This window comes from Rhodococcus sp. FG69, from assembly GCF_057808915.1.
Genome location: NZ_JBMDIX010000058.1, coordinates 1 through 19506, shown reverse-complemented (window position 1 = coordinate 19506; position 19506 = coordinate 1). Strand labels below are relative to the sequence as shown.

Here is a 19506-nt window from a genome sequence, read left to right as displayed (position 1 = left end):
CCTGCACCGCTGTTAGTTTCGATAGATAAACTGCACTATGTCAGAAGTGAACCGCACTAAAGGATCGACCAAGCCGACATAGCATAAAGAGAGAAGTGATCTGCCGCGAGGATTTCGGACCTGGAGATGACTATTCTGAGGCCGCGTTTGCGGACTGCCCGTAACTGAGTTCTTGTCCAGGTGGCGTGTCCCCAGTGAACGGGGACACGCCACGTCCAGCGCGATGTCCTCGTTATCGAATATCAAGATTGCATGGAGGTCGTCGCGGAGTGCGCAGCGGGCGCAGAAACGGGCTCGGTAGCGTTCGCCTTTCGTGGTTGCAGGCGTTCGCAGCGCAGGTCGAGCGCGATGCCGGCGCACTCTTGGCGCTGATCGCGGAGTTGAACCGTCAGATCGGCGACTCGAAGCCGAACTGACCCGCCATTTTGAAACACACCCGGACGCGGATACACAACGCCGCCATCTACCTCTCCCTGCCAGGAATCGGTGTCATCCTCGCCGCCCGGGGCTCGGTGAATTCAGCGACGACGTCGACCGCTACACCAACGCCAAGTCTCGCAAGAATTACGCCGGTACGTCACCCCTGACAGTTGCGTCGGGCAAGAAGCGGGCCGTACTGGCTCGACATATCCGCAACCGGCGGCTCTACGATGCCATCGACCGGTGGGCGTTCTGCGCCCTCAGCCAGAGTCCGGCCGCTCGCGCGTTCTACGACCAACACCGTGCTACCGGAGACCTCCACCACCAAGCGCTCCGCGCACTCGCCAACAGACTTGTCGGGCTCCTGCACGGGTGCGTACGCCACTGCACCGAATACGACGAACACACCGCTTGGGCACACCGCACCGCGCAACAACCCGACGCAGCTTGACAAGTTACACTTCTGGGATATCTAGGGTGATTCAGTCCATTTTGTGGCGGGAGGCGAAACCGGGATGGCTGAATGGCAGACTGCGTGAGAAGGCCACGCCTACGGTTGCGGCCGCGCCGTCGATGATTCCCCACGTCGTCTCTGATAGGTGTGCGGCGAAGAACGTATCGTCCACCCCTTGCTCACGACCGTTGTCGATCCACCACTGAGTCGCAGATAGACCAGAACCCAGAATGGACGCCACGGCCAAGGGAATGACCGAAGTATCTGCGTGAACACGCTGAAGACTTTCAGTGAACCGATCGGCGACGACCTCCATCACCGACCTCAGTTCGTCAGCAACTCCGCCATTTCCCGATCCGGAGTACTGAAACAAGTGATTCGCCATAAGGAATCTGACGACCGTGGGATACCGCCCGACGAGCGTGACGTAGCTCTGGACGGACGAGCGAACCATGTCGTCAACCGAAAGATAATCTTGGTCGGCGAGAATAGTGGCTTTCGCCGAATCCCACATCAACGCACCGAGTTTCGCCGCCACCGCCGCGTTCAAGCCCGCTTTGTCGCCAAAGTAGCGGTACAGCTTTGGTTTAGATACACGGGCCTCCGCAGCGATGTCGTCCATGCTGACGCCTGCACCATACCGTTCGATGATCCGTATGGTCGCGTCGACCAGCTGCGCGCGTACCTCGACTCTATGCTCATCCCAGCGGGTGCTACGGGCATCGGCCACTCGACGCTGCACCTGAGATGGAGTAAATGAAACGCGGCGGACGAATGACATTGTGGGGTTAACAATACCCGGAAGGGTCCTCTCAAGCGAGTCGGGCTGGAGAGCCGTTCGCTGAAACCTCTCGGTTCGCTCGCAGCGGTTCGGCACCCTCCCTCAAGCAGCCGATCGTCCGCCGGATCGCACCGTGTCGATCACATACACCGGCGGCACGACCGGAAAGCCGAAGGGAGCCATCGGCAGGCTTCGGCATTGTTCACGATGACGCAGATTCAACTCTCCGGAGTGAGAATGGCCGGGTACCCCAAATTCTCGTTGTGCACCCCGCTGTCGCATGCTGGGGCCGCGTTCTTCGTACCGACCCTGACGAAAGACGGCCCGATGATGGTGCTGCCGAAGTTTTATCCGCCGAGGTGCTGCGCACCATCGACGCAAAAAAGATCACCGTGGCGATGCCATCGATGCTGTACGCCTCGATGGACCCCTCCCAACTCGGACACGCGCGGCCTGTCGACGATCGTGGCCGTCTCACGAGCTCATGTGTGTCCGGTCGACGGTTCAAAAGCCATCGCCTACCGTGACTGCGTCCAATCGGGCCGCTGCTTCGTTGAAATAGTTTGGCGCCTCCATGTTGATCATGTGACCGATCTGTGGCAACGCCACGAACTCATGCAACCGGCGGCGCTGCTGCAGTCGGTCGGCGAGATCAATGGAATGAACCGCGGGTGTCAACTTGTCGGCCGAGCCCACGATCACGGTCGTCGGAACCGTAAGTGAGTCGATTCCTTTGCTTACATCGATGGTGGCCAGGACCCTGCCCCACATTCCCCGAACCTCAGGGGGGCACCGCAGTACTATGTCGGAACACTCAGCCACAACGTCTGCTGGCGCGTGTGGACCCATCGTCCCGTATTTCACCAACCGTCGGTTGAAGCGAGTGTCAAGCATCTCCGGTCCCGCGGTGGCGAGCCCGGCTGCGAATGCCCGCTCCAGTGAGGCGCGGAATCGACGTGGCGACCCAATTAGCGTCGATCTACTCACCAACTGCGAGGGGCCGGTACTCGCCAAGACGGCACCACGGGATAAGACGGGCACCGACTCCGGGTGCTCGGCAGCCCAACCCATGATGGACATCCCGCCCATACTGTGACCGGTCACCAATGCCTTACGATTAGACGTGACGACAGCGCGCAAGACAGCCTCGAGATCGTCGCCAAGCACCGACGAAGAGAAGGGCGCGCGACCCCGGTCGCTCCAGCCATGCCCTCGTTGGTCATACACCACCACACGGTGTGTGGTGGCGAAGTGCTCGATCTGAGGTCTCCAGAACCGACCTTGGCAAGCCCACCCGTGGCTGAACACCAGCAGCGGCGCATCATCACCGAGCCCGTACTCCTCGACAAACAGCCTCGTGCCGTCACTGGAGAGAACCTCCCGCGACCGCCGCGACAATAGGCCAGCTTTCGAGGAGTCAGAGGTCATCGAAACTCACCGTCACAGCGTCGGTGAGCGGAAGTGCCTGGCACGCGAGTCGCTCGCCGTCCTCAATGTCGTCGTCTACGAGGATGTTGTTCTGCACCATCTCGACATCGCCATCGATGAGCTTGCACACACACGCGCTGCATGCGCCCTCTCGGCACGAGTACGGGGCATTGTGCCCTCGCGAGAGCAGCACATCGAGCAGAGGCGTGTTACGTGGCCACTCCGTGGTGATGCACTCTCCGTTCAGATAAACCGTGGCCGTAGCTACACCCTCGTCGTCACTGAGTCGACGCAGTGTTGCGGTGTCGAACGGGTCACCCGTCAGCGACTGGAATACCTCTCGATGTACATCCGAATGATCCACTCCGCATGCGGCGGCAGAGCTTTCCACAAGATCCATGAAAGGGGAAGGCCCGCAGGTGAAAATTGCCGATCCCTTGTGTTCACGAATAATCTTTTCTACAGCCTCTGATGTGGGAATCCCGTTCTCCGACTCAAGCCAGTCAACCAAAGTGAACCGCTCGGCGAATTCAGATCTAATCTGCTCAAGCTGGCACTCGTACATGATCGAATCGGAGTCACGGTTTGCGTAGAACAGGACAACTTCCCCACTGCCCGACACCAGAGCCGACTTCACCAGCGACAGAACCGGAGTGATGCCGCTTCCGCCAGCGAAGAAGAGCAAGTCGACGTCGAGGCTCTTAGCGGTAAACTTTCCCGATGGCGTGAGGACGGTCACCTCCATGCCGATGGAAACGTTGTCACACAACCAGTTCGACGCATACCCCCCAGCGGTGCGCTTCACCCCGATCTCGAGGCGGAAGTCATCGACATGAGGCGAACTGCTCAGCGAGTAGCATCGTGCGACGTGGCCCGTCTGGTCGGACGGGATCTTCAACGTAATGAACTGCCCGGGTAGATGCTTGAAATCGTCGACGATCTCGTCAGGCACTTCGAAGGCGATGCTCACGGAGTCCTTGGTCTCCTGCACGACCTCCGACACGGTCAGCGTTCGCGATCGCGCGGTGGTGCCCGGCCGATTCTCCTGTTCGAGGGTCATTTGATGATCCCCCGCTTACGAGCCAAGGCGTAGCCCGCGCGTGTGACAGGCGCAGAGATGTCCTGGTAGCGCGGACCGACAACGCGTGCGACAAAGTCGAAGCCACGTGCGTCTGCGCCGATCAGCACTCGGGGCTTCTTCTTGTCCATTCCCTTGAGGATGGCGCACGCAGCTTTCTCCGGAGTGGTCCTGGCGATGTTGTTGAACATCGAGGCAATGGTGGCGGTATCTGCCCCCATATCGGATACACCACGAGCGTTGTTGACGATATTAGTCTTGACGCCGCCGGGGTGAACGCATGTCACCGTGACCGGATGCCGACTGATTTTCATCTCTTGCCGAAGCGCTTCGGTGAAGCCACGCACACCGAACTTCGCGGCGTTGTAAGCGCTTTGACTGGGGATCCCGACCAGACCGAAGACGCTGGAGGTGTTTACCAGATGACCATCACCAGAGGCGATCAGATAAGGCAGGAACGCCTTGGTCCCGTTGACGACACCACCGAAGTTGATGCCCATCAGCCAGTCGAAATCCTCCCAGGACATGTCGACAACGTCGGCGCCGAGGGCGACGCCGGCATTGTTGAACACCATGTTGACGCGCCCGAAAGACGACTGCACGCTCTCTGCGTAAACCTGGAACGCAGCACGATCTGCCACGTCCAACACCGCGGTCTCCACGGTCGCACGATGCGCGGTACGGCACATGTCCGCCGTCTCCTCGAGATGCACTTCGTCGACGTCGGACAAGGCAAGGCTGGCCCCGCGTTCGGCCAGTTGGAGGGCAAGGGACCGACCGATCCCTGAGGCGGCTCCCGTGACGACTGCGACCTGGGTCGCGTAATTGCCTGCTGTCGAACTACTCACTGTCGGATACTCACTTCTCGATGACCTACGGTTGGATTGTCAGGCGATCTCGTACTCGGCGGGATCGAAGTCTTTCGTCGCTCGCCAGTACTGCCAGGTGAACCCGGGCCATACCGTACGGTTGACACCTTGCGAGTCCAGATACCAACTCGTACATCCGCCGTTGGTCCACACGCCCTTGGCGAGCTTGTGTTGGATGCTCTTGTTGAAGTGTTCTTGAACCTCGGCCCGCACATCAACACGCTCCGCACCTCGACTGTCGACGGCGTCGATGGCCTTCATGATGTACTTGATCTGCTGCTCGATCATGAACACGACAGAGTTGTGCCCAAGACCCGTGTTAGGTCCGAGCAGGAAGAACAGGTTCGGGAAGCCCTCGGTGGTGATGCCGAGGTGGGTATTGATGCCCGTCCGGTGCCAGTGCGACGGCAAGTCCTCGCCCCGAGCGCCCTTGAGCGCGAGTTGATCGAACCCGTCCGTGACATGGAACCCTGTGGCGTAAATGATCACATCCACAGGGTGTGACACGCCGTCAGGGGTGACGATCGAATCGGCAGTGATCTTTTCGATCCGATCGCTGATCACTGTCGTGTTGGGGGCGGCGAGCGCAGGGTAGTAGTCGTTCGATCCCAGGATGCGCTTGCATCCGATGCGGTAGGACGGCATCAGCTTCCGGCGGAGCTCGGGGTCGGTGATAGAACGCTCGATGTTCCATTTCGCCACCTTTTCGATCGGTCGCATAAGGTTGGAGTGGCCGTTAAGCCCGAAGGCCAGGCTCTCTGCGCCCCAGTAGACCGACCACCGAGCGAGGCGGCGAGTAATAGGGATCTTGCTGAGCAGCGTCCGAAGTACCGGCGGCACCGCGAAGTTCTTGCGTGGAAGTACCCAAGCCGGGGTTCGCTGGAAGACCGTGAGTGTGCCGGCGTCCTTCTGCACGAACGGCACGAACTGAATCGCGCTGGCACCGGTGCCAATGACGGCCACCCGCTTGCCCTGGAGATCCACCGTGTGGTCCCACTGTGCCGAATGGAACGCCTGACCGGCGAACTCGTCGATTCCGGGGATATTCGGAAAATTCGGGATGTGCAGAGCGCCGACACCGGACACGATGTACTGCGCGACGTACTCCCGGCCCGACTCGGTACGCAGGTGCCACCGAGATTCGGACTCGCTCCAGTATCCGGAGACCAACTTCTGCCCGAAGTGGATCTTCTGAGTGACACCACGCTTGTTGGAGATATCTTTCAGGTACTGCTCGATTTCGGGCTGCGAGGACCACACCTTCGACCAGCTACCGCGACTCTCGAACGAGTAGGAGTACATCAGTGACGGTACGTCGCACGCGCATCCCGGATAGGTGTTGTCGCGCCACGTCCCACCGACGGAGTCGGCCTTTTCTAGAACGATGAAATCACTGTACCCGCGTCGTCGGAGCTGGACGGCCATACCGAGGCCAGAGAAGCCGCTGCCGATGATGAGAACTTTGGTAGTGATGGGCTCGGTTATTCCCGGGTCTGTCGCCGTGGCGGCGGACTTGGCGTTGGAGGACGGCATTGTGAAAAACTCCTGATCGAATGCAGAAAACGGACCCGCACGGCGCGCCGTGACGCGTGGCAGGTGTGGGAATGTCATCCGCCCAAGCCCACGAACCGAGGAATCCGGTCGTGGGGTCGAGGAATGGGCTGTGGGACGCGCGGACCGGGCCGGGCGTGTTAGCGCAGATCGTCGGGCAGGCTGCGCGTTGCGCGCCACATCGCCATCGTGAACTTCCCCTCCATCATTCCGGCCTCGTGGAAGAATCGGATCATCGGCTCGGACATGAACTGCAAGTTGACGCGATAGTTCGGGCTCGTCTGCTGCGCCCACAGGCCGCGCAGACGGCTGATTCCGACATCGGGATATACCTTCGGATTGATGAGCAACGGGTATGCAAAGTTCGCAATGGCCGCCAACGTGCCTCTATGCCAGGCGCGCGAGATGCGTCCGCGACGCTGCATCCCTTCCACCATTTCCAGCCGCGCGAACGTGATGTGACGGGCCTCTTCGAGAACGTGGATCTTCATGAGCTGGCGCAGCTGCGGCTGCATTTTCGGGTCATTCATCGCCTCGCGCTGAGCGCGGTCGAGGATCTCCTCGATGAGCAGAGTCGCGCCGGACACGGACGGGCCGAGAGGCACAAAGTGCAAGATCTTCGCGATGCTCAAGAACCCCTTCGGCAACTTGTACGGTGCCAGGCCCGTCTTGTTGATCAGTCGGGCGAACATCGTCGAGTGACGTGCCTCGTCGCCGATCTCGTTAAGGGCGTAGAGGGACCTTTGATCTGTCAGGGCGCCTTTGGCGGATGTTCGGAGCAGCGCCGAGCTGAGCAGATTCTCCGCGTAGATACCGAAGCTGAGGATGCTGACGATTTCGTGGCGCCCGAGTTCCGCCTTTTGCTCATCGCTCATTCTCTCCCACAGCTTGGTGCCGTAGAGCGAGACCCGATGCTCTGGCAGGTAGTACTTTCCTTCCTCCCAGGGTGAGTCCCAATCGATGTCGATCTCCGCGTCATAGAATTTTTCGGCCGCCGCCCGCAGCAGTCGGCCGGCAGATCTCTGCATGTCGACGGGCTTGCGGGCGCTGACACGCGCAGCGCCTTCCGTTGAGACGTCGGGCTTGGTCTCCACATTTTGAACGGTCATGTGACCTCCGTTGCGTTCCGGGCCGAGCTGAGTCTCGACTTCATACCCGTACTCCGGGTACCAGATACTGATAGTGTCTGCGCCAATGCGTTCTTTTGTCAATGTTCGATGTGAAGAAAGTGAGCCTTGCGTGTCTGACGACCACGATCTCGACTACTCCGGCGAGGGCACCTTGGTGTGCCGTGGCAAGGAGATTGCTGTCGGGGTGAAGATCAAAGGCTATTTCCAGCCCCTCAACGGCTTATACACCTGGTACGGCAGGATCGACAAGAATGATGCGCTCCACGCCGCCCTCTCGGGAAGGCGCACGGTTGCCGTCTTTGCGACACCAGAGGGACGCGCCGAGTGCGTCGTGGGCGACCCTGATTTCTGGGACCGCTATCGCATCTCGGGCACGAGCAGACCGCCGTACCACATCCCCACCACGCTCGAGGAAGTTGAGTCGATAGCAGAGAGTGAACATCAGGGTTGACCGACCCGCTTTGCGCCCTGGGCGTTCCCCAGCATCCAGTCCGATAGCGCCCAGGCGGGTGAAGCAACGCCACCAGACAGCCGATTCTTGACTGCGGTAGGCCTTCTCGAATTCGTCTGGTGTGAGGTAGTCGAGGGTGCTGTGGGAGGCGGCGTTGGTTGAACCAGTCGACCCATCCCATCGTGGCGAACTCGACATCGTCGATGGTCTTGAGCGGGCCGTTCAGGAACGGGCTTCTCTTCGATACTGCCTCGGTCTTGAACAACCCAATTGTGCTCTCGGCCAACGCATTGTCGTACGCATCCCGACACAGCGGATCGATGCCGCAATCCCCTCGCAACGCTGCCACCCGCGACGGCAAGCTCGAGTACCGCACATCAGTGGCGCAATGGAAAGCCGATCTTGCGGCAAGGCGACCCAAGGTAGCCAAACTCGTTGAACACGAACCTCTTCGAGAGTACGTGCAGGAAGTGCTCTCGGGCGTGATCCGCGACGAAAACGGTGAGGTCTGATCATCGGGCTGGGCAGGTCCGCAGTGGGTACGCTTGTCGAACGCACCAGCAGATTCACCACGTTGCTGCATCTGCCACGTAAGGATGGGTACGGGGATGCGCCCCCGGTGAAGAACGGGCCGGCGTTGTCCGGTTACGGATCGGAGTCGGTCCGCGATGCACTCCAGGCTGCGATGACACCGCTGCCGGAGCACCTGCGCAGATCGGTGACCTGGGACCGCGGCGGAGCTTGCACGTCATGCGGAGTTGACCGCAGAAACCGGGATCCGTGTGTACTTCTGCGACCCGTACAGCCCCTGGCCGCGAGGACCGAACGAAAACACCAATGCATTGCTGCGACAATACTTTCCGAAGGGAACCGATCTCGCTCGATACCGTCGAAGTGACGTTCAGGCCGTGACGGATGCACTCAACAACCGCCCGCGCAAAACACATGGGTGGCGAACCCCAGCGGAAGTGCTTGCAGAGCAGATACGCTCGGCTTCACGGCACTGTGTTGCGACGACAGGTTGAATCCGCCCTGACTGCCGGCACCGCTGTGATGGATGAGCCCTGAGCCGACGCGGCGTCCACCGTGATCTCGTCGCCACAACGCCATCTTCAGCGCCGTGGTGACCATCGCTGTGTCTTTGACCGTCGGCACGGCGAGGAGGCCTGCAAAATCCCGACATTCCCGATTATGTCGGTGTTCGACCACTCGCAAACTGACCCGATCGAGTGGCACCCGCAACCCGAAGAGATCACCCAACTCCTCACCGGCGTCGACCCCGCCGACATCTCCGACATCTGCGACCGCGTCGAAGAATGAGTACCGTCCTGCATCTTGCTCTTCGTGGAACTCCTTCTGCGGAGCCGCCGCCTCATTCAGCTGGGCCATAGTCCTGAATTTGCCAGCCCTGGGCGGTTTTCGTCACGACCACCTTCAACAATGTCGGCAGTTCACTCGGTTGTGGATTCTGCACGTTCTGCGTCTTCTGGCTCGCGAAGACCATCACCGTGTATTCTTCGTCGGTGTCACCGGTGTCACCGGTGACGCTGGTGACGCTGGTGGCCAGAACGCGTCCCGACGCCTGCACCTGGGCCTGCTGGATAATCTGGGTCAGCGTCGGCCGAACCTCGTCATACCGCTTGACTAGAGCCTCACCCGCGTCCTCTTTGACTGCCGCGAAAAAGGCGTCGGTGTTCTGGTAGCTGTAGGTCAGGGATCTGGTCGTGTAATCCGAGGCGGCCTTCGCCGCGGCGGCCCGTTGCGCGGCGTCGTTTTCCAATACCGACTTCGCTTCGTCGGCCTCGAGGTAGAGGTAGGCGAACACGCCGGCCAGCACAGCGAGCACCACGATCACGGCCGAAACCACCACGGCACGTGATCGCGGCGATGCTGACCAGCGGTGCCCACCTGGCGAGGGGGGTTCGACGTCGCTGTCTCCAGCCCCAGCCGTGGCTACGGCGGACGCGGCTGGGGCGTTTTCGTCCATCAGTAGATCGCCATCCGGCGTCGCTGCTGCCGCGCTGTCCTCGACCTCAGTGGGCTCGGGGTGCGGTTTCGTTCGGTCGTCATTTGTCATGTGGGACCTTCTGTGTACTTACGGTGACAGTCGCTTGCGGACGGGGCGTCACCGTAGTGGCGGCGACACGGTGACGGGGACCTCGGCGCGACCTGGTCGCGACGCCGGGAAAGTTCGGCCGAGGAGGTCGCCGATCGACCCGAAGTCGACGTATGTGTCGGCGACTTTCTCGGTCGCCGGTTTCACCGCCCGGGTGATCGTCAGCAGATCCGGCTGCAGGATCTGAATATAGCCGTTGAGCTTTTCCACAAGCTTCAACACGGGAGGCCACTTGTCGTACGAGGTGGTTGTGAACCTGATGAACGCCCGTTGAAGCCGCGCAAACCCGTTCACGGCGTCAGGGGTGCGTACAGATGCCGTAGTGAGGACGTCCCCGGCATTGGACAAGAGGCCGAGCAGGAACTCGGCGTTGTCCGCGGTCACCCGGACGGACCCATCTTTGCCGACGAAATCGACTACACGGTGCATCATGTCGCCGATCGTGTCGAGGTCGTCCTGCCGTCCGGCGACGGCCTCGGCGACGGTCTTGTTGATGGACTCGATCGATTCCGGGTCGAGCCCATCTGCCACTGCAGCCAACTTTGGCAACACCTGGGGAACCGATTGCGACACGTGCACCGCGTCCGCGGGCACCACGTCTCCGTTATCGAAGTACCCACCGGTTGCCGTGCCCGCGGGCACGAAGTTGATGTACTGTTCCCCCGCGAGCGACAGATTCTGGATAGACATCTCGCTGTCCTGGGGGATCTTGTGGTCGGAATCGATCGTCATCTCGACCTTAATTGCCGAATCCGCGACGTTGATCGAGGACACCTTTCCGACGGGTACCCCCCGCACCATCACCGGCGATGTGTCCAGCAGACCGCCTGAGCTGTCGATGATGGCGGTTAACGAGTACTCGGAGCGGGTGGGGTTGATGTGTGCCACGCCGACGACGAGGTAGCCGAGCCCTACGACGAACACGACGGCGAGAGCCAGTATCGATATGAGCGTGCTGCTGCGGTTCACGGCATCATTCCGATTGATCTCAACACGGTTATGAAGGATTCGGCGTCACGCCGCGCTAGGTCCCGACCATCGATGGAGATGTCCGAGAGGTTGATGTCGGGCGACCGCACGAATGGAATGAGTTTGTCGCGGATGACGCTCGTTGCCTGCTCCGTGACGGACTTCGAGTAGATGTCGGAGTTGGCGATCGAATCGATCACCGGGGCGATCCCGGCCACTGACTCCTTGATCCGTAAGTACTCCGGATCCACGATCCTGCCCGCGGACACAGCGAAATCACGCGAGTTGGCGATGAGTAACGCGACCTCGATCAGGGAGTCGCCGAGGCCAGAAAAGTTGCGTCCGCCCTTGGTCAGCATCCGGTCGATTCCCGACGGATCGTCCAAGATCACTTTCAGAGTCTGATCAGCCGACCTCAACACTACGTCGAGTTTGTCGGTATTCGAGGAGACCTCCGAGACGGTCTCCAGCGTTGTCTGATACAGGGCGTCGAATTGCTGCGGGTCCTTGGGGAACGTGGTGTTCAATGTCGAGATGGCGGTGTGGATCTTGTCGAGCTCACCGCCGCCGAGGACATTCGCCATTCCGCGCATGACGTCCTCGACATTTGCTGCCGGCTCGGTCCGTGCCAGCGGGATCACCGAACCCGACCGCAGCAAGGCACCCGTCGACGGCTCGGCTGGGGGAAGGATGGCAACGTAGATCTCACCAAGGAGAGTGTCCTGACGTAGCTCGGCTCGCGATTCGCCCGGCAGCTGAGTCGTGTTGTCGATGCGAGCTTTCACGACCGCATGCCCGTTCTCGTACGTGACATCTTCGACGAACCCGACGCTGATTCCCCCCGAGAGAACTTTTGCGAGGGCTGGCAGGTTGAGTGCGCTGGTGAACTCCATCTGGATGTCGTAGCCGTCCGCGTCGGAGGTCGCTATCGTCGGCGGATTGTCGGCGTTGATCCCACACGATGTTACGAAAACTATCGTTGCCATCAGTGCGACTATCGTGGGTCCGAGGCGTGCCCGGTTGACCGAGATCATCAGGCCCCTCCACCCATCATCCCGGCGATCGTCCTTGATGCATCGCTGGACCTGCAGACGCCGTTTGCCACCGGCGCGGCGCAGCTACTGACGAGGCTTCGCAAAGGCAGCGACACTGCGAACGCCTGCACAATTGACTTGGCATCGGGGTGTTTCACGATGAGGTCTGCCGTGCGGGCTGCTACTGCTGCCATCATGTCCGGCTGCTCTCCCATGTCGGCGATGAGCGGAACGGCAGCATCACCGATCGCGAATATCGGGGGACCGAAATCTGTTGCGAGCCGCGAGAGGATCGGTACGAACGTCCCCGCGTACTCGACTGCCGCGCCGAAGGTCTGGCCGTACGCGATGATGACCTCGATGGCACCGACGAAGTTGTCGAAGAGGGCGGTCAGCTCTTTGTCGTTCTCGGTTGCCACCCCCGTCAGTGTTGCGAGGTTCCCGACGATCCTGCGAATCTGTCCATCCCGCTTGGCCGGGTCGTTGATGAGCGTGGCTGAGTCCTTGATGATCCCGGCCACGTCGCCCTGCGTTCCTTCCAGATTGCGGGAGACGAGCTCGAGGGACTGCAAGATCGCGTCGGTGTTCCTGCCGTTGTCCTTGACCAGGTCCTCGGACAAGTTGCTGATCGAGTCGAGCGTCTGACTGATTCCCAGCGGGGTTCTCGTCTTACTCAACGGAATGCACTGATTCGTCTCGTATCGGGCTCCACCGGAGTACGGCTTGGTGAACTCGATTTGACGTTCGGTCACGATGGATGTCGACACCATAGTCGCGCCGACGTCGGCGGGCAGCGGCACGCTCTTGTCGATCCGCATTTCGATCCTTACACCGGACTGATCACTATTCTGTTGCACCCCGACGACGCTGCCTATCTTCTTGCCGAGCATGGCTACTGTGTTGCCTTCGAAGAGGCCCGATGCGTCGGTGAACTCGGCACACAGGGAGCGCGTGTCGTCGGACACCCTCCCCCCTATTTCCACACTAGCGACCACCACAACCACCACGGCGATCAGGAGCAACAGTCTTCGGATCCATGTAGTCAACATTTGTCGTCACCACTCGGAATGCACACACGAACCTCTGGTTCTGTGGTAGTCGACGCACCGACCGGCGCCTGGAGGAGGACGCCGAGGCGCTGAGTGATCTGATCAACCTGGGCCAGGGCATCGGAGTAGCCTGGCAGCTCTGACGACACCTTGTCGAGGAGCGTCTTGTATTGTTGGACAGACGGTTCGATTCCATCGCTGTAAGCCACGAGCGGCCTCGTGAGAAGTTTGAACAGACGACTGAGAAGGTCGAACCCGCCGCGGACGTTCTCGATATCAGGTCCCAGCGTACTGGCAACGAAGCTGAGTTGACGGAGAAAGTCGACCAGCATCTGCTTTTGATCGGCGAAAGCGTTGACGTATTCATCGGATAGAGCGACCGCTTTGTCGAGCTGACCGTACTGTCGCTCTAAGAGTTCCATCAAACTGCTGGTGTTCCTCAGTGCGTCGGGAATGTTTGTGTTGCCGTCGGAGAACGCATTCTGCAGCAGCGACGCAGTCTGACGGAGATCGACGCCCTTTACATCGCGGAACACCGGCGTCGTCGTCTCGAGCGTGTCCGAAATGTCGTAAGTACTCGATGTCTGAACAAGGGGGATCGCCCCCGACAGCGAGGTCGGTCCTGACCCTGGGTCCAGATCCAGAACTCGCCCGCCGATCGGCGTGATCAGGCGAACCGCTGCGGTGGCATCCGAACGGACTGGCACTGAGTCGTCGAGTCGAAATTCGACTGTGATAAACGTTCCCGCGAGGTCCACCGACGACACCGTTCCCTGTCTTATCCCCGCTATACGCACCTGATCACCCGACTCCAGCCCTCCGGTGTTGACCAGTTGCGCCGAGTACACCTTTTGGCCGGGCGGTGCGATATACACGGTCCCGGCGATTACCAGACCGACCACCACGGTCACCACCACCACAGCGGCGACGATGAGGTCGCGTCTGCGTTCGGACTGGTGATGCGGTCGATTTCGACTGAACAACCTCACTTACACACCACCAATCGTTGCCCCATAAGCGCAATCGTAGCTGTATCCGGCAGGGGCAGAAGGCCTTTCGAACATCGTGCCTCAGTCGGCGTGGAATTCGTCGAAGCGTTCAGCGAGTCCATAAGGGGCTTGAGCAGTACCGCGCCATTCAGTAGCCCCTCCAACTCCCCGGGTTCTCGCGCCAGACGCTGATAGATCGTCGCGAAACTCTGGTCGTACGTTGACTCAAGTTGCTCCCCGGCGATGACAGTTTTCTCCATGGACCGGTTGATCTCGCCTAGCGACTCCCGCAACCGGTCACTCACGCGGCTGAACTCGTCGACGATCGATCCCAGCTTGTCGACGAGTTCGACCAGCTGCGCCGAGCGGCCTTCGAGTTGGTCGGAGACCTGGCCGAGGCTCGTCACAATATTCGTGATGATCTCAGACCGCTGGTCCCCGTAGGCGGTGATGTTGGCGACCTGCTCCAGAACAGGCGATATACCCCTCCCATCACCTTGAGCAACGCGCAACAAGTTGGACTGCAGTTCATTGATCTCGTCGGCGTTAAGCGTGTCGAACACCGGCTTGAACCCGTTGAACAAGGTGGACACATCAAATGAGGGAACGGTCTTGTCGAGCGCCACCTGTGTAAGCGCCGCCCCCTGTGTCTTTCCCTGTGCCGCACCGATCAATTCGACATATCGCTGTCCGAGAAGATTCTGATACCTCACGGCGGCGGTAGTGCTCGACGTGATCGCGACGTCGTTGTTCAGTTGGAAATGAACGACCGCGGTGGGCCCTTTCAGGTCGATCGCCGTCACATATCCGACCTTGACTCCCGCCAACCGCACACCGTCGCGAGGCTTGAGCCCGGATGCATCGGAGAAGACCGCAGATCGTTCAGAACTCGGTCCGTCCGAGCTGGGTTCGAGGATGGCGATGATCACGTAGGTGAGAACGCCGATGACTGCGGCGAACGCGACGATCTTGACGATGGTGGGAGTTAACGACTTGAGCTTCATCTTCTTGGTCCTCCTGCTGCAAGCGCGCTCTGCAGCGCAGGTGACGTCTGCACTACCAGGGCGACCTGAAGTTGTACTCGCTCGCCGACTTGCGGCGTGGCGTTGTCGATGCTGTCCAGGATCTGCGGGATGGTGTAAATGGTCTGCGCGAGTCCCGATGCCGATCTGGCGACCGGCCTCGCCAGATCGAGGCCGACGTCCAGTAGTGAACTCAACGCCGGGTAGTTTTCGCTCAACAGTCCTAGTCCCCCGAACAGAAACTCGTTGTAGCTGTTGAGGTTGCCTGTGGCCTGTTTGATGGCCTCGTCGGTGGCGAAGAAGTCAGCGACGTCGACGTTTATGAGGATGCCCGGAACGAACGGCGTCATGAAATCGGCTACACCCTGGGACAGGTCTGCTGCGATCGCCAAATCCTGGCCCACTGGACGCTGTTGAACGTCCCGAGTGAGCTGCGCGATCTGGAACATGAGCTTGCCGGCGTCGGCAAACGTTTGGGAATCATCGACGACAAACTTCACCACAGAATTGAACGCCGGCTGATCGAGAGCATCGACCAGCTTCGAGAGTTTTCGAATCAGGGTCGATACCGACGTTTGTTCGGACTGCTGCTTGTTGACATAGACACTGCCGCCATCACCGATTAACTCTCCCCGTCCGGGGTCAACAATCTCCAGTGCCGTTGGCCCCAGCGCGCTGGCGGACGTGTAATTCACGGCCAGGCCCTGACGCAACCGGATGTCGTCGTTAGCTCCGGTGAGCTCGATTTTCACATTTACACTTTGGTCGCGCCCCGACACCGAGGACACCTTGCCCACCGTGAAGCCCCGATACTTCACCTCCGATCCGCCCTTCAGCCCGTCACCAATCGCGTCGGTGGTGATCGTCACTGTCGTGTTGTCTTCATATTTTCCGGTCGCGTTTCCCACCAGAAGATAGCCGGCAACCGTCACTACGACGAGAACCCCGATCCCGCGCAGGGTCAAGTTCGCCAGTGAGGGCGCGCGTCCTGATGGATCTTGAAATACAGCCACTTGAAACTCCTAGCCCGAAATCTGGACGCCCGAATCGAAACCCCACATCAACAGGGTCAAGATCATGTCCTCCACGACGATGATGATGAGACTGCTGCGGATCGCTCGACCAGACGCGCGGCCGACGCCTTCTGCTCCGCCGCTGGCGTAGTAACCCTGGTAGCTGTGGATGATGACGACCGATACTACGAAAATGAGGACCTTGATGACCGAGAACACCAGATCCTGCGGTTTGAGGAACGCATTGAAATAGAAATCGTAGGTGCCACCTGACTGGCCGTGTAGAAGGATGACGACCAGCTTGGCCGCGCCGAAACTGAGTATCAGCGTTACGATGTAGAGGGGGATGATGGTAGTGATCGCCGCGACTACACGCGTGCTGACGATGTACGGAATCGGCCGCACCGCCATCGACTCGAGCGCATCGATCTCTTCAGCGATACGCATCGAACCTATTTCCGCAGTGAGGCGACAGCCGGCCTGGGCTGCGAAGCCGATCGCGGCGATCATCGGTGCCAACTCTCGAGTGTTGGCGTATGACGAAATGAATCCCGTAAGAGACCCCATCCCGACCAGGTCTAGCGAGGCGTAGCCCTGGATGCCGATGGACGCCCCGACAGCCATTCCGAGAATCACAAGCACGATCGCGGTACCCCCGCCGACCAGTACAGCGCCTCGTCCCCAGGCAAACTCCTGTATGAATAAAAACGTCTGTCGTCGATAGGTGGTTGCGACGTGCCGAATTCCGGCGACGGTGTCGATGGTAAATGTTGTAATGTGCCCGAGCTGCGCGGGGACCTCAGCGAGGGGCGTCACAGCACGCACGATCGGACGAGTAACCGAAGTATAACGGGTGGATGGTACTGCGGTCACGTGTTCTCCGTCATCCGATGGTCTGCGGGACGAACATGATGGTCAGTTGGGTGATGAACACGTTGATGACGAAGCACGCCACCACCCCTAGGACCACGGTGGCGTTGACAGATGTAGCCACACCTTTAGGGCCACCTTTCGTGGACAGGCCCCGATGACACGCGATTGTCACGACCACGAGACCGAACACCACTGACTTGATCAGCGCTACAAGGATGTCCGCCGATGATGCGAACGATGCGAACGATGCGACGTAGCTCCCCGGCGTGATGCCCTGGACGTTGACGCTAAGGATGTAGCCGGCCACGAGACCGGTAAACACGATGAGCATGCATAACATCGGAGCGACGATGAGAACCGCGACGAATCGAGGTGCGACGAGTCGACGTGTCGAATTTAGTCCGAGCGTCTCCATGGCATCGATTTCTTCACGGACGGTGCGTGCGCCAAGGTCAGAGGCGATGGCCGACCCTGCCGCACCACCGAGCAGGAGCGCGGTGACGATCGGTGCCCCCTGCTGAATGATCCCGAGTCCACCGGCGGCTCCGGCGATAGATGTGGCCCCGACCTGCTGGGTTAGACTTCCGACCTGCACCGAGACGATGACGCCAAACGGAATCGCGACCAGGATCGCTGGCAACGTCGTTACGGTGATGACGAACCACGTCTGTGTGACAAACTCCCGAAACGGAAACCGTCCGGTGACAATATCGCGCACGGCCCACCGCAGTGCCTGGCCGGCGAGGGCAATCGAATTTCCAAAGGTCACAAGACTGGCTGTCGCTCGACCAGCAATTTCTGTATAGATACCGGTCTCCTCTTCTGTCTGCGCAGCTCGTCGCGATAAGGTGTTCGCACAGTATCAGGTACGTGCATACCTGATACATGGTTTCGGGAACTTCCGTCGGATTAATCAGCTGACAGGTTGGCGTGTCCCCAAGTGAACGGAGCCATCTCGATTTAGAGCCTTGTTGCCCATGAGCTGGGCGGATAGGACGATGGAAAACATGGCTGGACGGAAACGCAACTCTGTCGAGGACATCGTGCGCAAGCTGCGCAGTGCCGACGAACTGACCGCTGCGGGCAAGACGCAGGAGGAGATCGCGGCGGCGCTCGAGGTGTCGGCGGCGACGTTGTACAACTGGCGGCGTCAGTACGGCGGGATGGACACCGATGCCGCGAAGGAACTCAAAGAGTTGCGCGAGCAGAACGGCAAGCTCAAACGGTTGCTCGCCAAGGCCGAGCTGGAGAAAGATGCACTGCGGGAGGTAGCGAAGGGAAGATTCTGAGCCCAGCCGCCAAGCGCAGCGCTGTCGACATGCTCGTGTACACCATGAGTCTGTCGAAACGACTGGGCGTGCGAAGCTGTTGGGCTTACCCGCTCCACCTACGCACGAACACCGATCGCCGACGCAGCCCTGAGGGCCGCGTTGCGGACGTACGCAGGCTCGCATCCACTGCACGGCTTCCGCCGCGCCTGGGCGCATCTGAGGCACGACGAGGGGCTTGTCGGTGAACAAGAAGAAGGTCCACCGGCTCTGGAAGGAGGGTCTGCAGGTTCGAATCTACCATCCCCGCAAACGCGCCGGCATCAGTTCATGACCGCAGGTCGAAGCCGATGCCCCGAAAGTGTTGTGGGCTAAGGACTCTCAGTTCGATTCGACCGTCGATGGTAAGGCGATCAAGATCGCGTCGATGATCGACGAACACACCCGGCAGTCCCTCTTGAATATCGTAGAGCGGTCGATCACCGCACAGCGGCTGACCGGCGAGCTCGACAAGACGTTCGTGCTGTGGGACGGGCCGCCGCAAGTGCTGCGGATGGACAACGGTCCGGAGTTCATTTCCCATGTGCTGCAACATTTCTGCGCGACCGTGTCGGTATCTCCTACATCCAGCCGGGGACGCCGTGGAACAACGGACACATCGAATCCGTCAACAATCGACTACGGAGGGCCTCAACCGCAATCACTGGACGAGCTTGCTCGAAGCGAGGGTGGTGATCGAGGACTTCAAAGACCACCACAACCATCGACACCGGCACTCATCACTCGGATACCTCACGCCGCCCTGGGGGTCCCTCCCGCTTGCGGGGGCGTACGCTGCCCGATGCACCCACAACCACCAACCGGTCGAGGGCTGCGAGGTCGCTGAATCAACTACACCGTGGATCTAGAACACGGTGGCCCGACTTATCGGGGACCTGCCAAGGTCGCCTCGTCGAGCGTTGAAAACGTCGGCGAGGTTGCAGATGAGGGTCATCCACCCCGCAGCCCAGT

The 19506-nt window shown here is 60.2% G+C and carries 17 protein-coding genes and 5 pseudogenes; 5 read left to right on the top strand and 17 right to left on the bottom strand.

Features of this window, described 5'->3' with window-relative positions; genetic code table 11:
* Positions 1-365: 365 nt before the first annotated feature.
* A pseudogene (locus ACODSO_RS27630) lies at positions 366-871 on the top strand (transposase); the annotation flags it as partial.
* A gap of 31 nt (positions 872-902) precedes the next feature.
* Here ACODSO_RS27630 and ACODSO_RS27625 read toward each other — a convergent pair.
* Complete coding sequence (locus ACODSO_RS27625) at positions 903-1655, bottom strand: TetR/AcrR family transcriptional regulator (protein WP_489039850.1); 753 nt, start codon at positions 1653-1655, stop codon at positions 903-905.
* A gap of 106 nt (positions 1656-1761) precedes the next feature.
* Here ACODSO_RS27625 and ACODSO_RS27620 point away from each other — a divergent pair.
* Positions 1762-2129, top strand: a pseudogene (locus ACODSO_RS27620) (AMP-binding protein); the annotation flags it as partial.
* 30 nt (positions 2130-2159) lie between these two features.
* Here ACODSO_RS27620 and ACODSO_RS27615 read toward each other — a convergent pair.
* From ACODSO_RS27615 to ACODSO_RS27595, 5 genes are all read right to left on the bottom strand, one after another.
* Complete coding sequence (locus ACODSO_RS27615; RefSeq protein WP_094629832.1) at positions 2160-3083, bottom strand: alpha/beta fold hydrolase; 924 nt, start codon at positions 3081-3083, stop codon at positions 2160-2162.
* Positions 3073-4143, bottom strand: coding sequence for a ferredoxin--NADP reductase (locus tag ACODSO_RS27610; protein WP_032370854.1), 1071 nt, complete (start codon positions 4141-4143; stop codon positions 3073-3075). Before ACODSO_RS27610 ends, ACODSO_RS27615 begins: the two co-directional genes overlap by 11 nt.
* Entirely contained in the window at positions 4140-5009 is an 870-nt protein-coding gene (locus ACODSO_RS27605; RefSeq protein ID WP_027498241.1) for an SDR family NAD(P)-dependent oxidoreductase, read from the bottom strand. Before ACODSO_RS27605 ends, ACODSO_RS27610 begins: the two co-directional genes overlap by 4 nt.
* A gap of 39 nt (positions 5010-5048) precedes the next feature.
* Entirely contained in the window at positions 5049-6563 is a 1515-nt protein-coding gene (locus ACODSO_RS27600; protein WP_032370853.1) for a flavin-containing monooxygenase, read from the bottom strand.
* A 158-nt stretch (positions 6564-6721) separates the two neighbouring features.
* Entirely contained in the window at positions 6722-7690 is a 969-nt protein-coding gene (locus ACODSO_RS27595; protein WP_027498243.1) for an AurF N-oxygenase family protein, read from the bottom strand.
* Between the two features lie 130 nt (positions 7691-7820).
* Between ACODSO_RS27595 and ACODSO_RS27590 the strand changes: the two genes are divergently transcribed.
* Entirely contained in the window at positions 7821-8162 is a 342-nt protein-coding gene (locus ACODSO_RS27590) for a DUF4873 domain-containing protein (RefSeq protein ID WP_027498244.1), read from the top strand.
* A gap of 96 nt (positions 8163-8258) precedes the next feature.
* Here the strand turns inward: ACODSO_RS27590 and ACODSO_RS27585 are convergent.
* Positions 8259-8466: pseudogene (locus ACODSO_RS27585) on the bottom strand (integrase core domain-containing protein); the annotation flags it as partial.
* A 31-nt stretch (positions 8467-8497) separates the two neighbouring features.
* Between ACODSO_RS27585 and ACODSO_RS27580 the strand changes: the two are divergent.
* Positions 8498-9187 (top strand): annotated as a pseudogene (locus tag ACODSO_RS27580) (IS30 family transposase); the annotation flags it as partial.
* On the opposite strand, the gene ACODSO_RS27575 reads toward ACODSO_RS27580, so the two are convergent.
* The 10 genes from ACODSO_RS27575 to ACODSO_RS27530 form a co-directional block, all read right to left on the bottom strand.
* Positions 9084-9551, bottom strand: a complete 468-nt coding sequence (locus ACODSO_RS27575) for a hypothetical protein (RefSeq protein WP_206489951.1) — start codon at positions 9549-9551, stop codon at positions 9084-9086. The pseudogene ACODSO_RS27580 and the gene ACODSO_RS27575 sit on opposite strands and share 104 nt — an antisense overlap.
* Positions 9535-10017, bottom strand: a complete 483-nt coding sequence (locus ACODSO_RS27570) for a hypothetical protein (protein ID WP_489039849.1) — start codon at positions 10015-10017, stop codon at positions 9535-9537. The genes ACODSO_RS27575 and ACODSO_RS27570 overlap by 17 nt, the downstream gene beginning before the upstream one ends.
* A 270-nt stretch (positions 10018-10287) precedes the next feature.
* Positions 10288-11247 carry an MlaD family protein gene (locus ACODSO_RS27565; protein ID WP_307830803.1) on the bottom strand — a complete coding sequence of 320 codons (960 nt, stop codon included), beginning with the start codon at positions 11245-11247 and terminating at the stop codon, positions 10288-10290.
* The gene (locus tag ACODSO_RS27560) at positions 11244-12233 is read right to left on the bottom strand and encodes an MlaD family protein (protein ID WP_241256831.1); all 990 of its coding nucleotides are present in this window, start codon (positions 12231-12233) and stop codon (positions 11244-11246) included. The genes ACODSO_RS27565 and ACODSO_RS27560 overlap by 4 nt, the downstream gene beginning before the upstream one ends.
* 47 nt (positions 12234-12280) lie before the next feature.
* Positions 12281-13330 (bottom strand): MlaD family protein, encoded by a 1050-nt coding sequence (locus ACODSO_RS27555; RefSeq protein ID WP_205334194.1) that lies wholly within the window; start codon positions 13328-13330, stop codon positions 12281-12283.
* On the bottom strand, positions 13324-14319 hold the full coding sequence (locus tag ACODSO_RS27550) for an MlaD family protein (RefSeq protein ID WP_206489915.1): 996 nt from the start codon (positions 14317-14319) through the stop codon (positions 13324-13326). The genes ACODSO_RS27555 and ACODSO_RS27550 overlap by 7 nt, the downstream gene beginning before the upstream one ends.
* Positions 14316-15323, bottom strand: coding sequence for an MlaD family protein (locus tag ACODSO_RS27545; RefSeq protein ID WP_206489914.1), 1008 nt, complete (start codon positions 15321-15323; stop codon positions 14316-14318). Before ACODSO_RS27545 ends, ACODSO_RS27550 begins: the two co-directional genes overlap by 4 nt.
* Positions 15320-16354: an MlaD family protein gene (locus tag ACODSO_RS27540; RefSeq protein WP_206489913.1), complete on the bottom strand. Its 1035-nt coding sequence runs from the start codon at positions 16352-16354 to the stop codon at positions 15320-15322. The genes ACODSO_RS27545 and ACODSO_RS27540 overlap by 4 nt, the downstream gene beginning before the upstream one ends.
* A gap of 9 nt (positions 16355-16363) precedes the next feature.
* Positions 16364-17227, bottom strand: coding sequence for an ABC transporter permease (locus tag ACODSO_RS27535; protein WP_206489912.1), 864 nt, complete (start codon positions 17225-17227; stop codon positions 16364-16366).
* A 10-nt stretch (positions 17228-17237) separates the two neighbouring features.
* The gene (locus ACODSO_RS27530) at positions 17238-17996 is read right to left on the bottom strand and encodes an MlaE family ABC transporter permease (RefSeq protein WP_027498258.1); all 759 of its coding nucleotides are present in this window, start codon (positions 17994-17996) and stop codon (positions 17238-17240) included.
* Between the two features lie 238 nt (positions 17997-18234).
* Between ACODSO_RS27530 and ACODSO_RS27525 the strand changes: the two are divergent.
* Positions 18235-19403: pseudogene (locus ACODSO_RS27525) on the top strand (IS3 family transposase).
* The last annotated feature ends 103 nt before the right edge of the window (positions 19404-19506 follow it).

Excerpts from the sequence above, each read along its gene's own strand:
- ACODSO_RS27625 (WP_489039850.1), bottom strand. The coding sequence starts at position 1,655 with ATGTCATTCGTCCGCCGCGTTTCATTTACTCCATCTCAGGTGCAGCGT.
- ACODSO_RS27615 (WP_094629832.1), bottom strand. The coding sequence starts at position 3,083 with ATGACCTCTGACTCCTCGAAAGCTGGCCTATTGTCGCGGCGGTCGCGG.
- ACODSO_RS27610 (WP_032370854.1), bottom strand. The coding sequence starts at position 4,143 with ATGACCCTCGAACAGGAGAATCGGCCGGGCACCACCGCGCGATCGCGA.
- ACODSO_RS27600 (WP_032370853.1), bottom strand. The coding sequence starts at position 6,563 with ATGCCGTCCTCCAACGCCAAGTCCGCCGCCACGGCGACAGACCCGGGA.
- ACODSO_RS27595 (WP_027498243.1), bottom strand. The coding sequence starts at position 7,690 with ATGACCGTTCAAAATGTGGAGACCAAGCCCGACGTCTCAACGGAAGGC.
- ACODSO_RS27575 (WP_206489951.1), bottom strand. The coding sequence starts at position 9,551 with ATGGCCCAGCTGAATGAGGCGGCGGCTCCGCAGAAGGAGTTCCACGAA.
- ACODSO_RS27560 (WP_241256831.1), bottom strand. The coding sequence starts at position 12,233 with ATGGCAACGATAGTTTTCGTAACATCGTGTGGGATCAACGCCGACAAT.
- ACODSO_RS27555 (WP_205334194.1), bottom strand. The coding sequence starts at position 13,330 with ATGTTGACTACATGGATCCGAAGACTGTTGCTCCTGATCGCCGTGGTG.
- ACODSO_RS27545 (WP_206489914.1), bottom strand. The coding sequence starts at position 15,323 with ATGAAGCTCAAGTCGTTAACTCCCACCATCGTCAAGATCGTCGCGTTC.